Annotated in this window: 21 protein-coding genes; 14 read left to right on the top strand and 7 right to left on the bottom strand. The window is 61.0% G+C overall.

Annotated features, from left to right (window positions below):
* Positions 1-20: 20 nt before the first annotated feature.
* Entirely contained in the window at positions 21-167 is a 147-nt protein-coding gene (locus PF1751_RS29085; RefSeq protein ID WP_021492324.1) for a hypothetical protein, read from the bottom strand.
* Positions 168-218: 51 nt separating this feature from the next.
* Here PF1751_RS29085 and PF1751_RS01955 point away from each other — a divergent pair, with 51 nt between their 5' ends.
* Complete coding sequence (locus tag PF1751_RS01955; RefSeq protein WP_370737443.1) at positions 219-2,678, top strand: penicillin-binding protein 1A; 2,460 nt, start codon at positions 219-221, stop codon at positions 2,676-2,678.
* Between the two features lie 191 nt (positions 2,679-2,869).
* Here the strand turns inward: PF1751_RS01955 and PF1751_RS01950 are convergent, their stop codons facing one another.
* The 3 genes from PF1751_RS01950 to rpmE all read right to left on the bottom strand — a co-directional run bounded on the left by PF1751_RS01950 (position 2,870) and on the right by rpmE (position 5,368).
* The gene (locus PF1751_RS01950; protein WP_010213763.1) at positions 2,870-4,138 is read right to left on the bottom strand and encodes a malic enzyme-like NAD(P)-binding protein; all 1,269 of its coding nucleotides are present in this window, start codon (positions 4,136-4,138) and stop codon (positions 2,870-2,872) included.
* 181 nt (positions 4,139-4,319) lie between these two features.
* Complete coding sequence (locus PF1751_RS01945) at positions 4,320-5,114, bottom strand: thermonuclease family protein (RefSeq protein ID WP_044286518.1); 795 nt, start codon at positions 5,112-5,114, stop codon at positions 4,320-4,322.
* A gap of 35 nt (positions 5,115-5,149) precedes the next feature.
* Positions 5,150-5,368: a 50S ribosomal protein L31 gene (gene rpmE / locus PF1751_RS01940; RefSeq protein WP_010213765.1), complete on the bottom strand. Its 219-nt coding sequence runs from the start codon at positions 5,366-5,368 to the stop codon at positions 5,150-5,152.
* 216 nt (positions 5,369-5,584) lie between these two features.
* Here rpmE and PF1751_RS01935 point away from each other — a divergent pair, with 216 nt between their 5' ends.
* The 10 genes from PF1751_RS01935 to PF1751_RS01890 all read left to right on the top strand — a co-directional run bounded on the left by PF1751_RS01935 (position 5,585) and on the right by PF1751_RS01890 (position 18,385).
* Positions 5,585-7,804 (top strand): primosomal protein N', encoded by a 2,220-nt coding sequence (locus PF1751_RS01935; protein ID WP_044286517.1) that lies wholly within the window; start codon positions 5,585-5,587, stop codon positions 7,802-7,804.
* Between the two features lie 110 nt (positions 7,805-7,914).
* On the top strand, positions 7,915-9,651 hold the full coding sequence (gene argS, locus PF1751_RS01930) for an arginine--tRNA ligase (protein ID WP_044286516.1): 1,737 nt from the start codon (positions 7,915-7,917) through the stop codon (positions 9,649-9,651).
* A 1-nt stretch (position 9,652) separates the two neighbouring features.
* Positions 9,653-10,354 carry an SPOR domain-containing protein gene (locus PF1751_RS01925; protein ID WP_010213772.1) on the top strand — a complete coding sequence of 234 codons (702 nt, stop codon included), beginning with the start codon at positions 9,653-9,655 and terminating at the stop codon, positions 10,352-10,354.
* Between the two features lie 257 nt (positions 10,355-10,611).
* Positions 10,612-11,142 carry an ATP-dependent protease subunit HslV gene (hslV, locus tag PF1751_RS01920; RefSeq protein WP_003171209.1) on the top strand — a complete coding sequence of 177 codons (531 nt, stop codon included), beginning with the start codon at positions 10,612-10,614 and terminating at the stop codon, positions 11,140-11,142.
* Positions 11,143-11,178: 36 nt separating this feature from the next.
* Entirely contained in the window at positions 11,179-12,516 is a 1,338-nt protein-coding gene (gene hslU, locus PF1751_RS01915) for an ATP-dependent protease ATPase subunit HslU (protein ID WP_010213775.1), read from the top strand.
* 148 nt (positions 12,517-12,664) lie between these two features.
* Entirely contained in the window at positions 12,665-13,042 is a 378-nt protein-coding gene (locus PF1751_RS01910; RefSeq protein ID WP_010213778.1) for a gamma-butyrobetaine hydroxylase family protein, read from the top strand.
* A gap of 249 nt (positions 13,043-13,291) precedes the next feature.
* The gene (phaC, locus tag PF1751_RS01905) at positions 13,292-14,971 is read left to right on the top strand and encodes a class II poly(R)-hydroxyalkanoic acid synthase (RefSeq protein WP_010213779.1); all 1,680 of its coding nucleotides are present in this window, start codon (positions 13,292-13,294) and stop codon (positions 14,969-14,971) included.
* A gap of 149 nt (positions 14,972-15,120) precedes the next feature.
* On the top strand, positions 15,121-15,966 hold the full coding sequence (phaZ, locus tag PF1751_RS01900) for a poly(3-hydroxyalkanoate) depolymerase (protein ID WP_010213781.1): 846 nt from the start codon (positions 15,121-15,123) through the stop codon (positions 15,964-15,966).
* 88 nt (positions 15,967-16,054) lie between these two features.
* Positions 16,055-17,737, top strand: a complete 1,683-nt coding sequence (gene phaC / locus PF1751_RS01895) for a class II poly(R)-hydroxyalkanoic acid synthase (protein WP_044286515.1) — start codon at positions 16,055-16,057, stop codon at positions 17,735-17,737.
* Between the two features lie 27 nt (positions 17,738-17,764).
* Positions 17,765-18,385 (top strand): TetR/AcrR family transcriptional regulator, encoded by a 621-nt coding sequence (locus PF1751_RS01890; protein WP_044286514.1) that lies wholly within the window; start codon positions 17,765-17,767, stop codon positions 18,383-18,385.
* A 78-nt stretch (positions 18,386-18,463) separates the two neighbouring features.
* Here the strand turns inward: PF1751_RS01890 and PF1751_RS01885 are convergent, their stop codons facing one another.
* From PF1751_RS01885 to PF1751_RS01875, 3 genes are all read right to left on the bottom strand, one after another.
* Positions 18,464-19,351 (bottom strand): phasin family protein, encoded by an 888-nt coding sequence (locus PF1751_RS01885; protein ID WP_044286513.1) that lies wholly within the window; start codon positions 19,349-19,351, stop codon positions 18,464-18,466.
* Positions 19,352-19,363: 12 nt separating this feature from the next.
* Positions 19,364-19,786 carry a phasin family protein gene (locus PF1751_RS01880; RefSeq protein ID WP_010213785.1) on the bottom strand — a complete coding sequence of 141 codons (423 nt, stop codon included), beginning with the start codon at positions 19,784-19,786 and terminating at the stop codon, positions 19,364-19,366.
* Positions 19,787-19,891: 105 nt separating this feature from the next.
* On the bottom strand, positions 19,892-20,167 hold the full coding sequence (locus tag PF1751_RS01875; RefSeq protein ID WP_021492330.1) for a polyhydroxyalkanoic acid system family protein: 276 nt from the start codon (positions 20,165-20,167) through the stop codon (positions 19,892-19,894).
* A gap of 144 nt (positions 20,168-20,311) precedes the next feature.
* Between PF1751_RS01875 and ubiE the strand changes: the two genes are divergently transcribed.
* Genes ubiE through ubiB form a run of 3 tightly spaced genes read left to right on the top strand, consistent with a single transcriptional unit; the run spans position 20,312 to position 23,306 of the window.
* The gene (ubiE, locus tag PF1751_RS01870) at positions 20,312-21,082 is read left to right on the top strand and encodes a bifunctional demethylmenaquinone methyltransferase/2-methoxy-6-polyprenyl-1,4-benzoquinol methylase UbiE (protein WP_003171186.1); all 771 of its coding nucleotides are present in this window, start codon (positions 20,312-20,314) and stop codon (positions 21,080-21,082) included.
* Entirely contained in the window at positions 21,082-21,705 is a 624-nt protein-coding gene (locus PF1751_RS01865; protein WP_042571350.1) for a ubiquinone biosynthesis accessory factor UbiJ, read from the top strand. The genes ubiE and PF1751_RS01865 overlap by 1 nt, the downstream gene beginning before the upstream one ends.
* Positions 21,702-23,306: a ubiquinone biosynthesis regulatory protein kinase UbiB gene (gene ubiB / locus PF1751_RS01860; protein ID WP_010213796.1), complete on the top strand. Its 1,605-nt coding sequence runs from the start codon at positions 21,702-21,704 to the stop codon at positions 23,304-23,306. The genes PF1751_RS01865 and ubiB overlap by 4 nt, the downstream gene beginning before the upstream one ends.
* The last annotated feature ends 37 nt before the right edge of the window (positions 23,307-23,343 follow it).

The following is a 23,343-nucleotide window of genomic DNA, read 5'->3' as shown; positions in this document are numbered from 1 at the left end:
ACTCCCTAAAGCTTTGTCTGTCATACCGCCTGATTGCCGCTGGGCGCCATGCATTCGGTCGACTTGTTGAACAGGTGCGAATGACGCCCCAAGTCGAAAAATGCTTTAATGCCCAGCGTTTTTTCCCGCTTTTTATCTGCAGCTCGGGTCGATCCATCGTTTGCCATGCATGCCCCGAGGCCTAACTCATTCTTTTCTCTGGAAATCCAAAAGCCTTGATTCGTCTGCTGAAGTTTTTCGGGTACTCCATTGTCGCCATCGTTTGCGGGCTGCTGCTCGTATTCAGCGGGGCCTACCTCTACCTTAGTCCGGGTTTGCCCTCGGTAGAGGCCCTCAGAAGTATCCAGTTGCAGATTCCTTTGCGGGTCTACAGCAGCGATGAAAAACTGATCGCGGAGTTCGGCGAAATGCGCCGCACACCGATCCGTTTTGCCGATATTCCGCCCAATTTCATCAGCGCCCTGCTGTCGGCCGAAGACGATAATTTTGCCAACCACTATGGCGTCGACCCCAGCAGCCTGGTGCGCGCGGCCACGCAATTGGTAAAAAGCGGACACATTCAGTCCGGCGGCAGCACCATCACCATGCAGGTGGCGAAGAACTTCTTCCTCACTAGCGAGCGCAGCTTTTCACGTAAAGCTACCGAGATCCTCCTGGCACTGCAGATCGAACGCCAGTTGACCAAGGACGAGATCCTCGAGCTGTACGTCAACAAGATCTACCTGGGCAACCGTGCCTACGGGATCGAGGCGGCTTCCCAGGTTTACTATGGCAAGTCCATCCGTGACGCCAGCCTGGCGCAGATGGCCATGATCGCCGGCCTGCCCAAGGCCCCGTCACGCTTCAACCCGCTGGCCAACCCGGCGCGAAGCAAAGAACGCCGCGACTGGATCCTGGGCCGCATGTACAAGCTGGGCAAGATCGACCAGGCCGCTTACGAAAGCGCCATCGCCGAACCGTTGAACGCCAGCTACCACGTGCCGACGCCGGAAGTGAACGCCCCGTATATCGCCGAAATGGCGCGCGCCGAGATGGTCGGCCGCTATGGCAGCGAGGCGTACACCGAAGGTTTCCGGGTGACCACCACGGTGCCGAGCAACCTGCAGGAAATCGCCAATGACTCGGTGCACTCAGGCCTGATCACCTACGACCAGCGCCACGGCTACCGGGGCCCTGAGTCGCGCCTGCCGGGCAAGACCCTGAGCGCCTGGACCACCGAACTGGGCAAACAACGCGCCATCAGCGGCCTGGAGCCGGCCATCGTCACCCAGGTGAAGAAAGATGGCCTGCAGGTGCTGACCCGCACTGGCGAAGCCCATGTGGCGTGGGACAGCATGAAATGGGCACGCCCATTCCTGAACACCAACAGCATGGGCGCGCTGCCCAAGCAGCCGTCTGACGTGGCCCAGGTGGGTGATTTGATCCGCGTGCAGCGCCAGAAAGACGACAGCCTCAAGTTCAGCCAAGTGCCGTTGGCCCAAGGCGCCCTGGTCTCCCTGGACCCGCAGAACGGTGCGATTCGCGCCCTGGTCGGCGGCTTCGCGTTCGAACAGAGCAACTACAACCGTGCGACCCAGGCCAAGCGCCAGCCGGGCTCGAGCTTCAAACCGTTCATCTACAGTGCCGCGCTGGACAACGGCTACACCGCCGCCAGCCTGGTCAACGATGCGCCGATCGTGTTTGTCGACGAGTACCTGGACAAGGTCTGGCGTCCGAAGAACGATACCAACACCTTCCTCGGCCCGATCCGTATCCGCGAGGCGCTGTACAAGTCGCGCAACCTGGTGTCGATCCGCTTGCTGCAGGCGATGGGCGTCGGCAAGACCATCGATTACATGACGCGCTTTGGCTTCTCCAAGTCAGACCTGCCGCCGAACCTGTCCCTGGCCCTGGGCACTGCGACCCTGACGCCGATGGAAATCGCCACGGGCTGGAGCACCTTTGCCAACGGCGGCTACAAGATCGCGCCGTACCTGATCGACAAGATTGAAAGCCGCAACGGCGACACCCTGTTCACCGCCAACCCGCCACGCGTGCCGGGTGATGTGGTCAACGGTGTAGCGGCGACTGATGGCCTGGCGGCGCCGAGCAATGGCGGCATCACCATCGAGCCGGCCCCTGGCACCACGCCGGCCACCAACGCTGCTGCAACCGAACCGCAGACGCCCGCCGTGGCCGAGCGCATCGTGGATGGCCGCACCACCTACATCCTCAACAGCATCCTTGAAGACGTGATCAAGAAGGGCACCGGCCGCCGCGCCCTGGCCCTGGGGCGTCCGGACATTGCGGGCAAGACCGGTACCACCAACGAGTCCAAGGACGCCTGGTTCTCCGGTTATAACGCCGATTACGTGACCACCGTGTGGACCGGCTATGACCAACCGGAAAGCTTGGGTCGCCGCGAGTTCGGTGGCACCGTCGCGCTGCCGATCTGGATGAGTTATATGGGCGCAGCCTTGAAGGACAAGCCGCCCCACACCCAACCGGAGCCGGAAGGTATCCTCAGCCTGCGCATCGACCCGGTGAGTGGCCGCGCGGCCTCGCCAAGCACGCCGAATGCGTACTTCGAACTGTTCAAGAGCGAAGACACACCGCCGTCGGTCAACGAGCTGGGCAATGGCGTTGTACCGGGCAGCCCGTTGCCGGCGGATGAGGCGGCGCCGATCGATCTGTTCTAGTGAGATTTATGGCCTGAAACAGGCCGAATGTGGGAGCGGGCTTGCCCGCGATTGCGGTGTGTCAGGCACCACATGAGCGGATTGATCCACCGCTATCGCGGGCAAGCCTGCTCCCACCTTTAGATCTAATCGACCACAAAAAAGCCCCGACTCGCGAGAGCCGGGGCTTTTTGTTGGTGCGCTACAACGGCTTAGCCGTTGAACACATCATCCACGCTTTGCAGCGGGTAGTTTTTCGGATACGGCAGGGTGGCCACGCCGGTCTCGATAGCGGCTTTGGCCACAGCGTCGGAGATCAGGGTGATCAGGCGCTTGTCCATTGGTTTCGGGATGATGTACTCACGACCGAATTCCAGCTTGGCGCCGCCATAGGCATCGCACACATCCTGAGGCACCGGCAGCTTGGCCAGTTCACGCAGGGCGTTGGCGGCAGCCACTTTCATTTCTTCGTTGATGCGCTTGGCGCGAACGTCCAGGGCACCACGGAAGATGAACGGGAAGCCCAACACGTTGTTGACCTGGTTCGGGTAGTCCGAACGGCCGGTCGCCATGATCACGTCGTCGCGGGTGGCGTGTGCCAGTTCCGGCGCGATTTCCGGGTCCGGGTTGGAGCAGGCGAACACGATCGGGTTGGCCGCCATGGATTTGAGGCCTTCGGCGCTCAGCAGGTTCGGGCCGGACAGGCCGACGAACACGTCTGCACCGTCGAGGGCGTCAGCCAGGGTGCGCTTGGAAGACGGATGCGCAAACATCGCCTTGTACTGGTTCAGGTCGGTACGCTCGGACTGGATCACGCCCTTGCTGTCGACCATGTAGATGTTTTCCAGCTTGGCGCCCATGCTGACGATCAGCTTCATGCACGAGATAGCTGCAGCACCGGCGCCCAGGCAGACGATCTTGGCGTCAGCCAGGGTTTTGCCAGCGATTTCCAGGGCGTTGATCATGCCGGCGGCGGTAACGATCGCGGTGCCGTGCTGGTCATCGTGGAATACCGGAATGTCGCACTGTTCGATCAAGGCCTTTTCGATCTCGAAGCACTCAGGCGCCTTGATGTCTTCCAGGTTGATGCCACCGAAGGTGATGGAAATGCGCTTGACCGTGTCGATGAAAGCCTGCGGGCTTTCGGAATCGACTTCGATATCGAAAACGTCGATGCCGGCAAAGCGCTTGAACAACACGCCTTTACCTTCCATGACTGGCTTGGATGCCAATGGGCCGAGGTTGCCCAGGCCGAGGATCGCGGTGCCATCGGAAATCACTGCAACCAGGTTGCCTTTGCCGGTGTACTTGTACGCCAGTTCAGGGTCGCGGGCGATTTCACGTACGGGCTCGGCAACACCAGGGCTGTAGGCCAGCGACAGGTCGCGAGCAGTGGCAGTGGCTTTGGTGAGCTCTACACTCAGCTTTCCTGGACGAGGATGGGCATGATATTCGAGAGCGGCAGTTTTCAAATCAGACATATCGGCATTCCGCTTTTACTGTTGGTCGACGGACCGCCGAGGATACGCGTGTCGTAAAGTCCCCACAAGACTGGGCAGTCACAGGTGTCAAGGCCCTAAAGCGACGTACTTTGGTCTAAGGCCACGGGATACAAGGGCTCAACTGTTCACAATCGACTAAAAAAATGTCTACAATTTTTTCTTAATCAGTCGATTTGAGCATGCCAGGGTCGGTCAATGGCAACAACCAACGTGCCTGGCCGTTTTTCAGGCCGCCGCGCTTGGCGCGATCCTGCACCCAGCCACGAGCCTCGACGGGCTTGCCTTGCAGACCACTGAGCCCTGCGGCGTCGAACTGACGGACGAGGTCGGGTGCAATGCGCAATACCAGTGCCCCCTGCAATTCGATCCAGATTCCGCCGCGATTGCGTTCGATCTTGCTCACTCGGCCACTGACCAGAGCGAAGCCGGACTGTTTGAGCTGCGCCACGCTTTGCACTGGCGATTGCCGCCAAAGGCCCAATCGTGCGTCACGGGCGCTGTTTTCGGCGGCCTGTTGACAGGTAACAAGATCAACGTTGGGCGCGACACCGACCTGAAACCCCAGGCCTTCGGCCAGCAGCCGCGCCTCAAGATTCTCACCATTCGCGCCGTAGAGGTGGGCGAGCGTGCGACCGTAGCGGTCCTTGCTCTCGCGCCCAGCCACCAAGCCGACGCGGCCGTCGCTGGCGTCGACCAATGCCTGTAAACGCTGGCGGGCGGCAACCGCGTAAGGCTCGTCGGGGCGGCCCTTCTTGCCGGTTTCCGGGGCATTGAGGCCGATCATCCGCACACCGCGGCCGTCCTTGAGGCGCACCGTGTCGCCATCCACCACGCGCTGCACTTCCACCTGGGCCAGGGAAGTCGGTGCGCGGCAAAACACCTCGGCCTGGGCGACTGAGAGCCAAATCCCAGGCACAAAAAAGGCGCCCACAAGGGACGCCTTTTTCATCAGCATGGAAAAACCGTAACGGCTTCCCAAGTTGATCGGCCTTAGGCCTTTTTGGCACCGAAAGCACCGAAACGGTCAGCAAAGCGCTGTACACGGCCGCCGGTGTCCAGAGTTTTCTGCTTACCGGTGTAGAACGGGTGGCACTCGTTGCATACGTCAGTACCCAGTGGCTTGCACAGGTTCGAACGGGTTTCGAACTTGTTGCCGCAGCTGCAGGTGACTTCGATGGTTTCGTACGCTGGATGGATATCGGCTTTCATGGCACTTCCTCGGGCTAGCGTGCCGCCACTCGACACTATTGTCGAATACCGCACGTAATTAGGCCGCGGATTCTACCAGACCTTTTTAATCACGCAAGCCGCGTATTCGACTGAAAACCTCCTTTCATCAGAAAACCGTGGCATACCCAAGCCCTCCCCTGTCTGCTAGGCTCCCGCCCCTGCGCCACCGCCTGCCTTTTATAAGAGACCCCCCGCGTGCCCGACGCCATTTTGCGCCTAGCCCTGCCCTCGCCCCTGCGCCGCCTGTTCGATTATCGGGCCCCGGCCGGCGTGCTGCGGGCACAGCTGCAGCCGGGCATGCGTGTGCGTGTGCCGTTTGGCCGACGGGAAATGATCGGCATCCTGGTGGAAGTCGCGGACCACAGCGAAGTGCCTGCGGAAAAACTCAAGCCCGCGCTGGCCATGCTCGACGCCACCCCACCGCTGCCGCCCGCCCTGTTCAAGCTGTGCCTGTGGACCGCCCAGTATTACCAGCACAGCCTCGGCGATACCCTCAGTTGGGCGTTGCCGGTACTGCTGCGCCAGGGCGAATTGGCCGAAGCGCGCCAGGAACGCTTCTGGTCGATGGTGCCCGGTGCGCGCCTCGACGATCCGCGCATCGCCCGCGCCCCGCGCCAACGTGAAGCCCTGGCGACCCTGGCCCAACACCCACATGGCGTGGCCCATCAACTGTTAAGCAAATTGATGCTGAGCAAAGACAGCCTCGACCTGTTGCTCGCCAAGGGCCTGGTGCAGGTGGAAATCCGCAAGCACGCCCCCGACGCCCGCCACGAACACTGGCTGGCCCAACCGGAGTTGCCGCTGAACCCGGAGCAACGTGCGGCCTACGAAGCGATTCGCGCAGGCTTTGACAGTTTCCACGCCTTCCTGCTGGCCGGCGTCACCGGCAGTGGCAAGACCGAAGTCTATTTGCAGTTGATTCGCGAAACCCTGCAAGCCGGCAAACAGGCCCTGGTGCTGATTCCCGAGATCAACCTGGGCCCGCAGACCCTGGCGCGCTTCGAACAGCGTTTCAACGCCCGCATCGCTCTGGTGCACTCGGCCGTCAACGACCGTGAGCGCCTCGAATCCTGGCTGGCCGCACGGGACGGCGAGGCCGACATTATTATCGGCACCCGGTCGGCGCTGTTCACCCCGATGAAAAACCCCGGGCTGATCATCATCGACGAGGAGCACGACGGCTCTTATAAACAACAGGAAGGCCTGCGCTACCACGCCCGCGACCTGGCGCTAGTGCGCGCACGCCAGGAAGACATCCCGATTGTGCTGGGCTCGGCCACGCCATCTTTAGAGAGTTTGCACAACGCCTACACCGGGCGGTACGGCCTCCTACGCCTTAATGAGCGTGCCGGCGGCGCCAAGCAGCCACGCTTCCTGCGCCTTGACGTCAAAAGCCGCCCACTCGACAGCGGCATTTCCGGACCGATGCAACAAGCCATCGGCCAGACCCTCGCCGCCGGCCAACAGGTCTTGGTGTTTCTCAACCGGCGCGGCTTTGCACCGACCTTGCTGTGCCACGACTGCGGCTGGATGTCCGAATGCGAACGCTGCGACGCGCGCATGACCGTGCACCAGCGCTACGGTGAACTGCGCTGCCATCACTGCGGCCATGTGGAACGCGTACCGCGCCACTGCCCGCAATGCGGCAAAGTCGACCTGCGACCCGTCGGTGCCGGCACAGAACGGGCCGAAGAACGCCTGGGCATTCTGTTCCCTGACTACCCGGTGCTGCGAGTCGACCGCGACAGCACCTCGCGCAAAGATGCAATGAACCAGCTGTTCGCCACCATCCAGAAAGGCCATCCGTGCATCCTGATCGGCACGCAGATGCTTGCCAAAGGGCACCATTTTCCACGGGTGACCCTGGTGTCGATCCTGGATGCCGACGGCGGGCTGTTCTCCGGGGATTTCCGCGCCAGCGAGCGCATGGCGCAGTTGATCGTGCAGGTCGCCGGCCGCGCGGGCCGCGCCGAAGAGCCAGGCCGGGTGATCATCCAGACCCACCTGGCCGACCATCCGCTGCTGATCCAACTGACCGAACAGGGCTACTTTGCCTTCGCCGAGCAGGCGCTGAGCGAGCGTCGCGCCGCGGGCCTGCCACCTTTTTCCCATTTGGCTCTGTTGCGCGCCGAAGCCCACAAACCCGGGCAAGCCGAAGGTTTCCTCGATGAAGCTTGCAGCGCCGCCGAACGTTTACTTGGCGAACTGGGCCTGAACGGCATCGAACTGCTCGGCCCGGTGCCCGCGCCCATGGAGCGCCGTGCCGGGCGTTATCGCGCTCAACTACTCTTGCAGGCAACCTCGCGCGCGCCCCTGCATCGACTATTAAGTAGCTGGTTGCTTGCCCTGGAGCAAATGCCCAGCGGTCGCCAAGTGCGATGGTCGTTGGACGTAGACCCGGTAGATTTGTATTAAGCCTGGCCATAGGTCCCGCGAAGGTTGGCAAGCCCGCCCTCGCCACGGATAATGCTCAGTTTTTCCACCTGCGCATCGCGCGCCGCCGCTTGCGGTCGAAAGAGAACACCATGAAAGACACCATTCGCCAGCTGATCCAACAAGCCCTCACCCAACTCGTCAACGAAGGTGTGTTGCCTGAAGGCCTGACGCCGGCGATCCAGGTGGAAAACACCCGCGACAAGACCCACGGTGACTTCGCCAGCAACATCGCGATGATGCTGTCCAAGCCCGCGGGCATGAAGCCGCGCTACCTGGCAGAGAAAATCATCGCTGCGCTGCCTGTCGACGAAAGCGTGAGCAAGGCTGAAATCGCCGGCCCTGGCTTCATCAACTTCTTCCAGAACACCCAGGCCCTGGCGTCGCGCCTGGATGCGGCCCTGGCCGACGCCAAGATCGGCGTGCACAAGGCCGGCCCGCTGCAACGCGTGGTAATTGACCTGTCGGCACCGAACCTGGCTAAAGAGATGCACGTGGGCCACCTGCGCTCCACCATCATCGGTGACGGCGTGGCACGCGTATTGGAGTACCTCGGCGACACCGTGATCCGTCAGAACCATGTGGGCGACTGGGGCACCCAGTTCGGCATGTTGATGGCCTACCTGCAGGAAAACCCGATCACCAGCAACGAGCTGTCGGACCTGGAAAACTTCTACCGCGCCGCCAAGAAGCGCTTCGACGAATCCGAAGAGTTCGCCGAGCGCGCCCGTGGCCTGGTGGTCAAGCTGCAAGCCGGCGACAAGGAATGCCTGGCGCTGTGGAACCGCTTCCGTGAGATTTCACTGTCCCACTGCCAGGAAATCTACGAGCTGCTCAACGTCAAGCTGACCATGGCCGACGTGATGGGCGAAAGCGCCTACAACGACGACCTGATCAACGTGGTCAACGACCTCAAGGCCAAGGGCCTGCTGGTGGAGAGCAACGGCGCGCAGTGCGTGTTCCTGGAAGAATTCAAGACGGCGGACGGCGAGCCGCTGCCGGTGATCATCGTCAAGGCCGATGGCGGCTACCTCTACGCCACCACCGACCTGGCAGCCGTGCGCTACCGCAGCGGCGTACTCAAGGCCGATCGCGCGCTGTATTTCGTCGACCAGCGTCAGGCCCTGCACTTTCAGCAGGTGTTCGAAGTGGCGCGCCGCGCCGGTTTCGTCACCCACCCGATGCACATGGAACACATGGGGTTCGGCACCATGAACGGCGCCGACGGCCGTCCGTTCAAGACCCGCGACGGCGGCACCGTGAAGCTGATCGACCTGCTTACCGAAGCCCAGGAGCGTGCCTACAACCTGGTGAAAGAGAAAAACCCGGAGCTGGCCGAGGCCGACCTGCGCAACATTGCCCGCGTGGTGGGCATTGGCGCAGTGAAATACGCCGACCTGTCCAAGCACCGCACCAGCGACTACAGCTTCAACTTCGAGCTGATGCTCAACTTCGAAGGCAACACCGCGCCTTACCTGCTGTACGCCTACACCCGTGTGGCCGGCGTGTTCCGCAAGCTGGGCAAGGACTTCAGCGAAGTCGAAGGCCAGATCAACCTCGAGGCAACCCATGAACAGGAGCTGGCCGCCAAGCTGGCGCAATTCGGCGAAGTGCTGAACAGCGTCGGCGAGAAAGGTACGCCACACATCCTGTGCACCTACCTGTACGAAGTCGCCGGCCTGTTCTCCAGCTTCTACGAGAACTGCCCGATCCTGACCGCCGACGACGAAGCCCAGAAGCAGAGCCGCCTGCGCCTCGCCGCTCTGGCTGGACGGACCCTCAAGCAAGGCCTGGAACTGTTGGGCCTGGAAACTCTGGAGCGTATGTAAGTTGGCTGCCAAGAAAAAACCTGCACCCAAGCGCGGCGCCAGCCGCTACCAAGCCCCGGCGAAGAAGCCGATTCCGGGCTGGCTGTGGCTGGCGATCGGCCTCACCGTCGGCGCGTTTATCGTGTTCCTGATGAAACTGGATCCGGGCAAGGGCGATGACGTCAAACGGGTCAAGCAGGAACAACAGAAAGCCACGAAAATGGCCGAAGCCAACAAGACTGCGCCGAGCCCGACGGCACCGGTGAAGCCTAAGTACGATTTCTACACGTTGCTGCCGGAGTCGGAAGTGATCGTGCCGCCTGACGCCGTGCCGGAGAAAACCCTGCCGACGCCACAGGTGCCGACCACACCGGTCACGCCTGCGGAGGCGGCGAAAATCGACACGGCGCGTGCCCAGGCCGCACTGGCCGGGATCACCCCACCGCCAGCACCGCCGGTTGCCGAGACCAAGGCCGCGCCGGTGACCAAGTTCTTCCTGCAAGCGGGCTCGTTCCCGAAACAGGCGGATGCAGATCGCGTACGGGCGCAGATCATTCTGCTGGGCCAGTCGGTGACGGTAGAGTCCGGCACCGTGAAGGATGCGACTTGGTATCGCGTGCTGGTGGGGCCGTTCAGCAACCGTGAACAGCTGACCGTGGCACAGAAACAATTGGCCGGCGCGGGCTTTAGCAACCTGTTGTTACAACAACGCCAGAGCCGCTGATTCACAGTCAACGCTAATCAAAATGAGGGAGCGGGCTTGCTCGCGAATAAGGTGTATCAGTCACCCGATGTATCGACTGATCTAGCGCATTCGCGAGCAAGCCCGCTCCCACAGTTGATTTAAAGCGGCCTCAGGACCGAGTCCGGCACATAAACACCACTCGTCCGCCCTCCCGTCCTACAGTTGAAATCCCCCTCACCACCCCCATATCAGTTTCCATCAGGGCATTTTCGCCCCGCTGCGTGGAGACTCTCCCCTTGACCACCATCGTTTCAGTACGTCGCCACGGCAAAGTCGTCATGGGCGGCGACGGCCAGGTTTCCCTGGGTAATACCGTAATGAAAGGCAACGCCAAGAAAGTGCGTCGCCTGTACCACGGCCAGGTTCTCGCAGGCTTTGCCGGCGCTACCGCCGACGCCTTCACCCTCTTCGAACGTTTCGAAGGCCAGCTGGAAAAACACCAGGGCCATCTCGTGCGCGCAGCCGTCGAACTCGCCAAAGAATGGCGTACCGACCGCTCCCTCAGCCGTCTGGAAGCCATGCTGGCCGTCGCCAACAAAGACGCTTCTCTGATCATCACCGGCAACGGCGATGTGGTTGAGCCTGAACATGGCTTGATCGCCATGGGTTCCGGCGGTGGCTACGCCCAGGCGGCAGCCAGCGCACTGCTGAAGAAGACCGACCTGTCGGCTCGCGAAATCGTCGAGACAGCCCTGGGCATTGCCGGCGATATCTGCGTGTTCACCAACCACAACCAGACCATTGAGGAGCAGGACCTCGCCGAGTAAGCCGTAGGCTTATTCCGCTTGAGGCCGCCAAACACTATGTCCATGACTCCCCGCGAAATCGTCCATGAACTCAACCGCCATATCATCGGCCAGGACGATGCCAAGCGCGCCGTTGCCATCGCGCTGCGTAACCGCTGGCGCCGGATGCAACTGCCCGAAGAACTGCGCGTTGAAGTAACGCCAAAGAACATCCTGATGATCGGTCCTACCGGCGTCGGTAAAACCGAAATCGCCCGTCGCCTGGCCAAGTTGGCCAACGCGCCGTTCATCAAGGTCGAAGCCACCAAGTTCACCGAAGTGGGCTACGTGGGCCGCGACGTCGAGTCGATCATCCGTGACCTGGCCGACGCCGCCCTGAAGCTGCTGCGCGAACAGGAAATGACCAAGGTCAGCCACCGCGCCGAAGACGCCGCCGAAGAACGCATCCTCGACGCCCTGCTGCCACCGGCACGCATGGGTTTCAACGAGGACGCCGCGCCGGCCTCGGACTCCAACACCCGCCAGCTGTTCCGCAAGCGACTGCGTGAAGGCCAGCTGGACGACAAGGAAATCGAGATCGAAGTCGCCGAAGTCTCCGGCGTCGACATCTCCGCCCCGCCTGGCATGGAAGAAATGACCAGCCAGTTGCAGAACCTGTTCGCCAACATGGGCAAGGGCAAGAAGAAAAGCCGCAAGCTCAAGGTGAAGGAAGCCCTGAAACTGGTGCGTGACGAAGAAGCCGGGCGCCTGGTCAATGAGGAAGAACTCAAGGCCAAGGCCCTGGAAGCGGTCGAGCAGCACGGCATCGTGTTTATCGACGAGATCGACAAGGTGGCCAAGCGCGGCAACTCCGGCGGCGTGGATGTGTCCCGTGAAGGCGTACAGCGCGACCTGCTGCCGCTGATCGAAGGCTGCACCGTGAACACTAAGCTGGGCATGGTCAAGACCGACCACATCCTGTTTATCGCCTCCGGTGCATTCCACCTGAGCAAGCCAAGCGACCTGGTGCCGGAGCTGCAAGGCCGCCTGCCGATCCGCGTGGAACTCAAGGCGCTGACCCCTGGCGACTTTGAGCGCATCCTCAGTGAGCCGCACGCGTCGCTCACCGAGCAATACCGTGAGCTGCTGAAAACCGAAGGCTTGGGTATCGAGTTCCAGGCGGACGGTATCAAGCGCCTGGCGGAGATTGCCTGGCAGGTCAACGAGAAGACCGAGAACATCGGTGCCCGTCGTTTGCACACGCTGCTGGAGCGCTTGTTGGAGGAAGTATCCTTCAGCGCCGGCGACCTGGCCGGTGCGCAGAATGGCGAAGTAATCAAGATTGATGCTGAGTACGTCAACAGCCACTTGGGCGAATTGGCGCAGAACGAAGATCTGTCTCGTTATATCCTGTAAGCCTCACGCAGAGCCGCTTTGCTTTAAGGTGGGAGCGGGCTTGCTCGCGAATGCGGTGTATCAGTCACACCTGTACTGACTGACACTGCCCATTCGCGAGCAAGCCCGCTCCCACATTTTCGAGCCGGTTCCTTCAGGATCATCTCCAATGTCCAAATTTCCTACAGCTGTAAACCTGCACAAAACCTCCAACACCCTCGGCCTTACCTACGGGCCCGACGAGGTGTACCAACTCCCTGCCGAACTGCTGCGCACCCACTCGCCTTCCGCCGAGGTCCAGGGTCACGGCAAACCCATCCTGCAATTCGGCAAGCTCAACGTCCGGTTGACCAAGGTCGAACCGGCCGGTCAGTACGCACTGAAATTGACCTTCGACGACGGCCATGACAGCGGACTGTTCACCTGGGACTACCTCTACCAACTGGCCGTGCGTCAGGACGCGCTGTGGGCTGATTACCTCGCCGAACTCAAAGCAGCCGGCAAAACCCGCGATCCGGATCAGTCGGTCGTGCGGCTGATGCTCTAGCCCAGGGGTCTTGCTCTTTAGAGGGCATTTTCTAATTTCATCTGCTTGAATGCCCTGTCGCGTGACCAACGATTGGTCCGCTTGCGAAAAAAATTAAACTCGGGTAACCAATGGAACTGGCAAGTTCCCTGCATTTGACGATGCGGTATCAACGGTCACCCGAGTCGCAGTACCAGGCTTGTGTTGTGTATCGAAACTGGGTGCGCAGCGGTCCCCGGTACTCGTCTTTCGGACAATGGAGCGTCGTAGATGAGTAACAAGAACAACGATGACTTGAAACGCCAGGCCTCGGAAAACACCCTGGGGCTCAATCCGATCATCGCGTTACGTAAAAAGGATTTACTCGCATCAGCGAAGATGGTGCTGACCCAAGCCATCAAACAACCGTTGCACAGCGTCAAGCACGTCGCACATTTTGGCGTTGAGTTGAAGAACGTGATGTTCGGCAAGTCCGCGTTGGTGCCCGAGAACGACGACCGTCGCTTCCAGGACCCGGCCTGGAGCCAGAACCCGCTGTACAAACGCTATCTGCAAACCTACCTGGCGTGGCGCAAGGAACTGCACGACTGGATCGGCGACAGTAACCTGTCGGAACAGGACATCAGCCGCGGCCACTTCGTGATCAACCTGATGACCGAAGCCATGGCCCCCACCAACAGCGCGGCCAATCCGGCAGCGGTCAAACGCTTCTTTGAAACCGGCGGCAAGAGCCTGCTCGATGGCTTGTCCCACCTGGCCAAGGACATGGTGCACAACGGCGGCATGCCGAGCCAGGTGAACATGGGCGCCTTTGAAGTGGGCAAGACCCTGGGCACGACCGAAGGCTCGGTGGTGTTTCGCAACGACGTGTTGGAGCTGATCCAGTACAAGCCGATCACCGAACAGGTGCACGAACGCCCGCTGCTGGTGGTGCCGCCGCAGATCAACAAATTCTATGTATTCGACCTGAGCCCGGAAAAGAGCCTGGCGCGTTTCTGCCTGCGCAATAACCAGCAAACCTTCATTGTCAGCTGGCGCAACCCCACCAAGGCCCAGCGCGAGTGGGGGCTGTCGACCTATATCGATGCGCTCAAGGAAGCCGTGGATGTGGTCACCGCGATTACCGGCAGCAAGGACATCAACATGCTCGGCGCCTGTTCCGGCGGTATCACCTGCACCGCGTTGCTCGGCCACTATGCGGCGCTGGGGGAGAAAAAGGTCAATGCCCTGACACTGCTGGTGAGCGTGCTGGACACCACGCTGGACACCCAGGTGGCACTGTTCGTCGACGAGCAGACCCTGGAGGCGGCCAAGCGCCACTCCTACCAGGCCGGTGTGCTGGAAGGCCGCGACATGGCCAAGGTGTTTGCGTGGATGCGCCCCAACGACCTGATCTGGAACTACTGGGTCAACAACTACCTGCTGGGCAACGAGCCGCCGGTGTTCGACATCCTGTTCTGGAACAACGACACCACGCGTTTGCCGGCGGCATTCCACGGCGACCTGATCGAGCTGTTCAAGAACAACCCTTTGGTGCGGGCGAATGCCCTGGAAGTGTGCGGCACGCCCATCGACCTCAAGCAAGTCACTGCCGATATTTATTCACTGGCCGGCACCAATGACCACATCACGCCGTGGCAATCCTGCTACAAATCAGCACAGTTGTTCGGTGGCAAGGTGGAGTTTGTACTGTCCAGCAGCGGGCATATCCAGAGCATCCTCAACCCGCCAGGCAACCCCAAGGCGCGTTACCAGACCAACGACAGCCTGGCCGGCAAGCCGCTGGAGTGGCAGGAAAACGCGACCAAGCATACGGATTCCTGGTGGCTGCATTGGCAGGCCTGGCAGGCGGAACGGGCGGGCAAATTAAAGAAAGCACCGACGGTATTAGGTAATAAAACGTACGCCGCAGCCGAAGCTGCGCCGGGAACATATGTGCATGAACGCTAACCCGACCTTGTGGTTGAAATGAGACCGATGTGGGAGCTGGCTTGCCTGCGGAAGCGGTGTTGCATTCACCGCCGGCATCGCAGGCAAGCCAGCTGCCACAAGGTCCGCACCGCCCATTAGACCTATGCACCACCTCACAGGGCTTGAGCATGCCGCAACCGTTCATCTTTCGTACCATCGACCTGGATGGCCAGGCCCTCCGCACGGCGGTGCGCCCGGGCAAGCCTCACTTGACGCCGTTGCTGATCTTCAATGGCATCGGCGCCAACCTTGAGTTGGTGTTTCCATTCGTCCAGGCGCTGGACCCGGACCTGGAAGTGATCGCCTTCGATGTGCCTGGCGTGGGCGGCTCCTCGACGCCCAAACGACCCTACCGCTTTCCCGGCCTGGCCAAACTCACCGCGCGCATGCTCGATTACCTGGACTATGGCCAAGTGAACGCCGTGGGTGTGTCCTGGGGCGGTGCGCTGGCGCAACAGTTCGCCTATGACTATCCGGAACGCTGCAAAAAACTGATTCTCGCCGCCACCGCTGCCGGGGCCTTTATGGTGCCCGGCAAGCCCAAGGTGCTGTGGCTGATGGCCAGTCCCCGGCGCTACATCCAACCGTCCCACGTGGTGCGCATCGCACCGATGATTTATGGCGGCTCGTTCCGCCGCGATTCGAACCTGGCCGCCGAGCATGCGAGCAAAGTGCGCTCGGCCGGCAAGCTCGGTTACTACTGGCAGCTGTTCGCCGGACTGGGCTGGACCAGCATCCACTGGCTGCACAAGATCCGCCAACCCACCCTGGTGCTGGCGGGGGACGACGACCCGCTGATCCCGCTGATCAACATGCGCATGCTGGCCTGGCGCATTCCCAATGCACAGCTGCACATCATCGATGACGGCCACCTGTTCCTGATCACCCGAGCGGAAGCCGTGGCGCCGATCATCATGAAATTTCTTGAAGAGGAGCGTATGCGTGCGGTGATTCATCCGCGACCGGCCGTGTAAGGACACACCGCCGCGCAACTTGCCAGGAACCGACTATGGTTCTGAATTGGCGTGCCTGTTTGATGGCTTGACGAAGGAGTGTTGGCTCATGCGAGAAAGACCCGTGACGAACCCGGCGCCCACCCCGGCGGCGTTCATCAATGCGCAAAATGCGATCACCGGCCTGCGGGGTCGGGACCTGCTGTCGACCCTGCGCAGCGTGGCCGCCCACGGCTTGCGCAACCCGGTGCATACCGTTCGCCATGCCTGGGCGTTGAGCGGACAACTGGGGCGCGTATTGCTCGGTGAAACCGTGCACGAACCCAACCCCAACGACGGCCGCTTCACCGACCCCACCTGGACACTCAACCCACTGTACCGGCGTAGCCTGCAAGCTTATCTGAGCTGGCAGAAGCAGACCCGGCACTGGATCGATGACAGCACTCTGAGCGCCGATGACCGCACTCGCGCACACTTCGCCTTCTCGCTGATCAACGATGCGGTCTCCCCTTCCAACACCCTGCTCAACCCGCTGGCGATCAAGGAGCTGCTCAACTCCGGCGGCAACAGCGTGGTGCGCGGAGTGACCCATCTGTTCGAAGACATGCTGCACAACAACGGCCTGCCGCGCCAGGTGAGCAAGCACGCCTTCGAAGTGGGCAAGACGGTCGCCACCACGCCCGGCTCGGTGGTATTTCGCAATGAACTGCTGGAACTGATCCAGTACAAGCCGATGAGCGAAAAGCAGTACGCCAAGCCACTGCTGATCGTGCCGCCGCAAATCAACAAGTACTACATTTTCGACCTAAGCCCGGCCAACAGCTTTGTGCAGTACGCCCTGAAAAACGGCTTGCAGACCTTCATGGTCAGCTGGCGCAACCCGGATGTACGGCATCGCGAATGGGGCCTGTCCACCTACGTTGCGGCGCTGGAGGAAGCGCTCAACGTGTGCCGCGCGATCACTGGCGCCCGCGAGGTCAACCTGATGGGCGCCTGCGCCGGCGGGCTGACCATCGCCGCGCTGCAAGGCCACTTGCAAGCCAAACGCCAGCTGCGCCGCATCTCAAGCGCCAGCTACCTGGTGAGCCTGCTGGACAGCCAGATCGACAGCCCCGCCACGCTGTTCGCCGACGAGCAGACCCTGGAAGCCGCCAAGCGTCGGTCTTATCAACAAGGCGTGCTGGACGGCCGCGACATGGCCAAGGTGTTCGCCTGGATGCGTCCGAATGACCTGATCTGGAACTACTGGATCAACAACTACTTGCTGGGCAAGGAACCGCCGGCCTTCGACATCCTGTATTGGAACAACGACAACACGCGCCTGCCCGCCGCGCTGCACGGCGACCTGCTGGACTTCTTCAAGCACAACCCGCTGAGTCATCCCGGTGGCCTGGAGGTGTGCGGTACACCGATCGATTTGCAGAAGGTCACGGTGGACAGCTTCAGCGTGGCAGGCATCAACGACCACATCACGCCATGGGACGCGGTGTATCGCTCGACCCAATTGCTGGGCGGCGAGCGGCGCTTCGTGCTGTCCAACAGCGGGCATATCCAGAGCATTCTCAACCCGCCGGGCAATCCCAAGGCCAATTACGTCGAGAACCCCAAGCTGAGCAGCGACCCGCGCGCCTGGTACTACGACGCCAACCACGTCGAAGGCAGTTGGTGGCCGCAATGGCTGGAGTGGATCCAGCAGCGCTCCGGCGTGCAACGGGAAACCCTTACCGCCCTGGGCAACCAGAATTACCCACCGATGGAAGCAGCGCCCGGCACCTATGTGCGGGTGCGCTGAGCTCAGCGATCACATTAAGAAGACTGGATGAAGACCCGCGACCGTATCCTTGAATGTGCCCTGCAGTTGTTCAACCAGAAGGGCGAGCCAAACGTGTCGACCATGGAGGTGGCCAATGAAATGGGGATCAGCCCCGGCAACCTCTACTACCACTTCCATGGCAAGGAGCCACTGGTACTCGGGTTGTTCGAACGCTTCCAGAATGAGCTGGCGCCCCTGCTGGACCCACCGGCGGACGCACAACTGGAGGCCGAGGATTACTGGCTGTTCCTGCACCTGATTGTCGAGCGCATGGCGCATTACAGGTTCTTGTTCCAGGACTTGTCGAACCTGGCGGGGCGTTTGCCGAAGCTGGCCAAAGGCATTCGCAACCAGCTGACTGCGCTCAAGCGGACCCTGGCGTCATTGCTGGCGCGACTGAAGGCGGCAGGTCAGTTGGTCAGTAGCACCCAGGCCCTGGGGCAACTGGTGGAGCAGATCACGTTGACCTTGCTGTTCTCGTTGGATTACCAGCGGATTATTGATCGTGAAGGTGAGGTACGGGTGGTGGTGTACCAGGTCATGATGCTGGTAGCGCCGCATCTATTGCTGCCGGCACGCCTGGCAACCGAGAAGTTCGCGCTGAAATACCTGGATGACAGCGTCTAAACATGTCGGAGCAAGCCCACACACCTAAAAAAATGCCCGACCTTTGCAGGCCGGGCATTTTTTGTGTCCTGGGAAAAATCAGGACTGACTGGATGGCGTCGGGGTTGCCGGCGTTGCAGTCGGGGTCACAGCAGCAGGGGTCGGCGCGGACACCGAGTTGGCTGTGGAAGCGGTTGGCGCAGTAGCAGGCTTGGCCGCAACCGCAGGCTTCGGTGCGGCGGGCTTTTTCGCTACCGCTGGCTTCTTCGCGGCGGCGGGTTTTGCCGCTGGCTTGGCTGCAGCAGGTTTGGCGGCGGGTTTCGCGGCGACCGGCTTGGCTGCAGGTTTCGCAGCGGCGGGTTTGGCAGCGGGTTTTGCGGCTGCGGTTTTAGCCGCAGGCTTGGCGGCAGGTTTTGCGGCTGCCTTGGCTGCTGGCTTAGCGGCAGGCTTGGCAGCAGCTTTCGCGGCTACCGGTTTAGCTGCCGACTTGGCGGCGGGCTTGGAAGCGGCAGTTTTCGCAGCCGGTTTGGCCGCTGCGGTTTTCGCCGCTGGCTTGGCAGCCGGTTTGGCCGCCGCCGTTTTCACGGGAGCCACTTTAGCGCCGGTCAGTTTCTCGATTTGCTTGGTCAGGGTATCGACCTTGCTGTGCAGCGTCTTCAGCTCTGCCTTGCTCGGCACGCCCAGTCGCGAAATGGCACTGTTGAGGCGCTTGTCGAAAGTTTCTTCCAACTTGCCCCAAGTGTCCGAAAGGCTCGACTTGGCGGAACCGGCAGTTGCCTTGGCCGCTTCAACTTTTTTACCAACCGTGGTTTTGGTCAACTTCTCGGCCTTCTCGCCGTCCTTGACCAAAGTCTCGAAGTATTTGCCGCCGTCACTGCTAACCTTCGAGTACACGCCTAAACCAGCAAGCCAGATCTTACGGGAATATTTTTCAACTTCCCCGACCCACGAGCTGCCTTCTTTCTGAGTAGTCTTTTTAACAGCCATCCCGATGTCTCCTTAGTGTTTACGCGCGACACGTTCTAGCAATGTCGTCAGCTCTTCGAGCTTAGCAGAGAGTGTCTCAACGTCATGTTTAGACGCAATGCCGATTCGATTCAAGGCACTGGCAACACGAGTGTCAAAAGCTTTTTCAACTTTATCAAGCTGAACTTCTACCAGACCTTTGACGGAGGAGACATTACTCTTTACTTGGTCAATCTGACTGTTGGCGGCTTCAAGTTGTTCAACTGCAACTTTTTTACCTTTACTTTCAACATGTTGACCGGCTTTAACCAACTCTTTGAAGTAATCGCCGCCCTCGCTTCCGACCTTGGCATAAGCACCAAGTCCTGCCAGCCAGATCTTGCGGGCGTAGGATTTAACCTCGCTCAAGGTAGTGGTCTGGGCGTCGATTTTTTTCTTCAGGATAACTTTGGCCATGGTGCACCTCACGCAGAATAGGGTGGAGGAACGGCCCACAGGAGTTGAGGGCTTGGGCACAAAGTAGGCTGGAAAATTAGAATCGGCACCCTAAGAACAGGTTGATCACGCCAACGCTTTATCCAGGGCCTTTTCGATTTCGGACTTGATGGTGCCACTCATGGCCGACATCAACAGGCCCAGTTCCACATCAATGCGCAACGAATCATCGGCGACGACTACAGTGCCCTTAACCCCCGAACGCTTGAGGTTCAAGGTATCGCCGGACCACGACGGCTCCAGGCCATAGTGCTCCTTGAGTTTGTGCGCCAACTTGTCGGCCTTTGCACGTGCGCCTTCTTTACCCAGGGAATGTGCACGCTCAACGGTTATACGGGCCATTGCAATGACTCCTCTTTATGGGGAAGTGGATACCTTCGATGCGGCAAAAGGTCTCGGTGACCACCCATCTTACCTGCAGCCTTGCCAAGACAAAGTAGGCCTTGGGGATTATCATGTCCCGCATTCTCTTTTGGTGACAGCGATATGACTGATCAGCGCAAAGGCAGCGATGCCGAACCCACCACTCACTTCGGCTTCAAGAACGTCCCGGAAAGCCAGAAAGCGGAAAAAGTCGCTGAGGTGTTCCATTCCGTAGCGGCCAAGTATGACCTGATGAACGACGTGCTCTCCGGTGGCATGCACCGCCTGTGGAAGCGGTTCACCATCGAGCTGTCGGGTGTTCGCACCGGCAACCGCGTACTGGACATCGCCGGTGGTACGGGCGACCTGGCGGCCAAGTTCTCCAAGCTCGTTGGCCCGACCGGCCAGGTGGTCTTGGCGGACATCAACGGTTCGATGCTAAAGGTCGGCCGTGACCGCCTGCTCGACAAGGGCGTGGCGGGCAATATCGAGTTCGTCCAGGCCGACGCTGAAAAGTTGCCGTTCCCCGACAACCATTTCGACTGCGTGACCATCGCCTTCGGCCTGCGCAACGTGACCCACAAGGAAGACGCGATCCGCTCGATGCTGCGCGTCCTCAAGCCGGGCGGCCGCCTGTTGGTGCTGGAGTTCTCCAAGCCCACCAACGCGCTGATGTCCAAGGTCTATGACACCTACTCCTTCGCCTTCATGCCATTGATGGGCAAGCTGATCACCAATGACGCCGAAAGCTATCGCTACCTGGCCGAATCGATCCGCATGCACCCCGATCAGGAAACCCTGAAGTCAATGATGGTAGAAGCCGGTTTCGACCGCGTGACCTACCACAACATGACCTCGGGCATCGTCGCCCTGCATCGCGGCATCAAGCCCTGATGCTGTTCGCCGGCCTTCTCGCCAGCGTTGAACACGGCCTCAACCGTGTGCTGCGCCTGGACAGTACCGCCCTGGCGCGGCTTGCGCACCTCAGCGGCAAAGTCATTGCCGTCGACTGCCGCAGCCCCGCCTTGCAGCTGTTTATCCTGCCCAGCGATGAAGGCCTGATGCTCGCGAGCCAATGGGCCGCAGAAGCCGACTGTACCCTGCGTGCGCCGGCATCGAGCCTGCTGCACCTGGCCCTGAGCCGCAACAAGACGGCCATCCTGCACAGCGCCGAGGTGGAGCTGGAAGGCGACAGTTCGGTGCTGATGGACCTGGCCGCCGTGCTGCAGGACCTGGAACTGGACTGGGAATACGAGCTGTCGCGCTGGATCGGTCCAGTGGCCACCCAGTTGATCAGCGGGCACCTGCGCAGCCGCTCGCGCTGGTACCAGCAAGGGTTCGCCAGCCTTAACCAGAACCTCGCCGAATACCTGAGCGAAGAATCGCGCACCCTGGTCGGAGAACGGGAAGCGCAAGCGCGCTTTCGTGAACTCGACAAGGCCAAAATCGACCTGGAACGCCTTGAGGCGCGCTTCGAGCGCCTAAGCCGTTCCCTTGATCCAAGCGATAACGCATGAAGCTGCTCGCCGTCCGCCGTTTGTTTCGTATCCAGCGCGTCGTAATCCGCTACCGCCTCGATGACCTGCTGTTCGCCCTGCCTTTGCCGTGGTTCCTGCTGGCGGTGCGCTATGTGCTGCCGTGGCGCTGGTTCCCGCGCAAACAACTGGCACTGAGCCGTGGCGCACGCCTGCGCCTGGCACTGCAGGACCTGGGGCCGATCTTCATCAAGTTCGGGCAGATCCTCTCGACCCGCCGCGACTTGCTGCCCGAGGACATCGCCGACGAGTTGATGCTGCTGCAGGACCGCGTGCCGCCGTTCGACTCCCAACAGTCAATGGCGTTGATCGAAGAGCAACTGGGCAAGAAGATCAGCGAAGTCTTCAGCCGCTTCGACGTCGAGCCCCTCGCCTCGGCCTCCGTGGCCCAAGTGCACGCGGCACAGCTCAAGACCGGCGAAGAAGTGGTGGTAAAGGTAATCCGCCCTGGCCTCAAGCCGATCATCGGCCAGGATCTGGCATGGCTGTTCATCCTCGCCCGTGCCGCCGAGCGTTTCTCGGCCGATGCACGCCTGCTGCACCCGGTGGACGTGGTCGCCGACTACGAAAAAACCATCTACGACGAACTCGACCTGCTGCGCGAAGCCGCCAACGCCAGCCAGCTCAAGCGCAACTTCGAAGGCTCGCCACTGCTGTACGTGCCACAAGTGTATTGGGACTGGTGCCGCCCTAAAGTGCTGGTGATGGAGCGCATCTACGGCGTGCAGGTCACCGACCTCGCGACCCTGGCCGACCAGCGCACCGACATGAAGATGCTCGCCGAGCGCGGCGTGGAGATCTTCTTCACCCAAGTGTTCCGCGACAGCTTCTTCCACGCCGACATGCACCCCGGCAACATCTTTGTCAGCACCGTGAACCCGTGGAGCCCGCAGTACATCGCGATCGACTGCGGCATCGTCGGCAGCCTGACCCCGGAAGACCAGGACTACCTGGCCCGCAACCTGTTCGCCTTCTTCAAGCGCGACTACCGGCGTGTGGCGCAGTTGCACATCGATTCGGGCTGGGTGCCGGCGGAAACCAAGCTCAACGAATTCGAAGCGGCGATCCGCACCGTGTGCGAGCCGATCTTCGAAAAACCATTAAAAGATATTTCCTTCGGCCAGGTGCTGATGCGCCTGTTCCAGACCGCGCGGCGCTTCAACATGGAAGTGCAGCCACAGTTGGTATTGCTGCAAAAAACCCTGCTGAACATCGAAGGCCTGGGCCGCCAGCTGTACCCGGACCTCGACCTGTGGAACACCGCCCAGCCGTTCCTGGAACGCTGGATGCGCGAGCGCATGAGCCCGAAAACCGTGCTGGGCAACCTGCACAGCCAGATGGAACAACTGCCGCACCTGGCCAACATGACCCGCGACCTGCTGGAGCGCATGTCCCAGCCCCACGCCAAGGACCCGGCGCCGCCCTGGAAGAAGCGCAAGGACGACTGGTTCCTGCGCCTGCTGGGCGCTGCTCACCTGGTCGGTGGGGTGATGCTGGCCATCGGTGGCCCGCTGAACCAACTGGGCCACTGGCCGGCTGGCATCATGGTCGCCGTGGGTATCTATCTGATCGTGCGTCGATAGCCAATCCGGTTATACACTGTCGCAAATTGCCGGAGCC

Source organism: Pseudomonas simiae (assembly GCF_000934565.1).
Classification (GTDB): domain Bacteria; phylum Pseudomonadota; class Gammaproteobacteria; order Pseudomonadales; family Pseudomonadaceae; genus Aquipseudomonas; species Aquipseudomonas simiae.
Note: the sequence above shows the minus strand (reverse complement) of the source record. Positions and strands in the feature narration are given on the sequence as shown.

Excerpts from the sequence above, each read along its gene's own strand:
- PF1751_RS29085 (WP_021492324.1), bottom strand. The coding sequence starts at position 167 with ATGGCAAACGATGGATCGACCCGAGCTGCAGATAAAAAGCGGGAAAAA.
- PF1751_RS01950 (WP_010213763.1), bottom strand. The coding sequence starts at position 4,138 with ATGTCTGATTTGAAAACTGCCGCTCTCGAATATCATGCCCATCCTCGT.
- PF1751_RS01945 (WP_044286518.1), bottom strand. The coding sequence starts at position 5,114 with ATGCTGATGAAAAAGGCGTCCCTTGTGGGCGCCTTTTTTGTGCCTGGG.
- rpmE (WP_010213765.1), bottom strand. The coding sequence starts at position 5,368 with ATGAAAGCCGATATCCATCCAGCGTACGAAACCATCGAAGTCACCTGC.
- argS (WP_044286516.1), top strand. The coding sequence starts at position 7,915 with ATGAAAGACACCATTCGCCAGCTGATCCAACAAGCCCTCACCCAACTC.
- hslU (WP_010213775.1), top strand. The coding sequence starts at position 11,179 with ATGTCCATGACTCCCCGCGAAATCGTCCATGAACTCAACCGCCATATC.
- PF1751_RS01910 (WP_010213778.1), top strand. The coding sequence starts at position 12,665 with ATGTCCAAATTTCCTACAGCTGTAAACCTGCACAAAACCTCCAACACC.
- phaC (WP_010213779.1), top strand. The coding sequence starts at position 13,292 with ATGAGTAACAAGAACAACGATGACTTGAAACGCCAGGCCTCGGAAAAC.
- phaZ (WP_010213781.1), top strand. The coding sequence starts at position 15,121 with ATGCCGCAACCGTTCATCTTTCGTACCATCGACCTGGATGGCCAGGCC.
- phaC (WP_044286515.1), top strand. The coding sequence starts at position 16,055 with ATGCGAGAAAGACCCGTGACGAACCCGGCGCCCACCCCGGCGGCGTTC.
- PF1751_RS01890 (WP_044286514.1), top strand. The coding sequence starts at position 17,765 with ATGAAGACCCGCGACCGTATCCTTGAATGTGCCCTGCAGTTGTTCAAC.
- PF1751_RS01885 (WP_044286513.1), bottom strand. The coding sequence starts at position 19,351 with ATGGCTGTTAAAAAGACTACTCAGAAAGAAGGCAGCTCGTGGGTCGGG.
- PF1751_RS01880 (WP_010213785.1), bottom strand. The coding sequence starts at position 19,786 with ATGGCCAAAGTTATCCTGAAGAAAAAAATCGACGCCCAGACCACTACC.
- PF1751_RS01875 (WP_021492330.1), bottom strand. The coding sequence starts at position 20,167 with ATGGCCCGTATAACCGTTGAGCGTGCACATTCCCTGGGTAAAGAAGGC.
- ubiE (WP_003171186.1), top strand. The coding sequence starts at position 20,312 with ATGACTGATCAGCGCAAAGGCAGCGATGCCGAACCCACCACTCACTTC.
- PF1751_RS01865 (WP_042571350.1), top strand. The coding sequence starts at position 21,082 with ATGCTGTTCGCCGGCCTTCTCGCCAGCGTTGAACACGGCCTCAACCGT.
- ubiB (WP_010213796.1), top strand. The coding sequence starts at position 21,702 with ATGAAGCTGCTCGCCGTCCGCCGTTTGTTTCGTATCCAGCGCGTCGTA.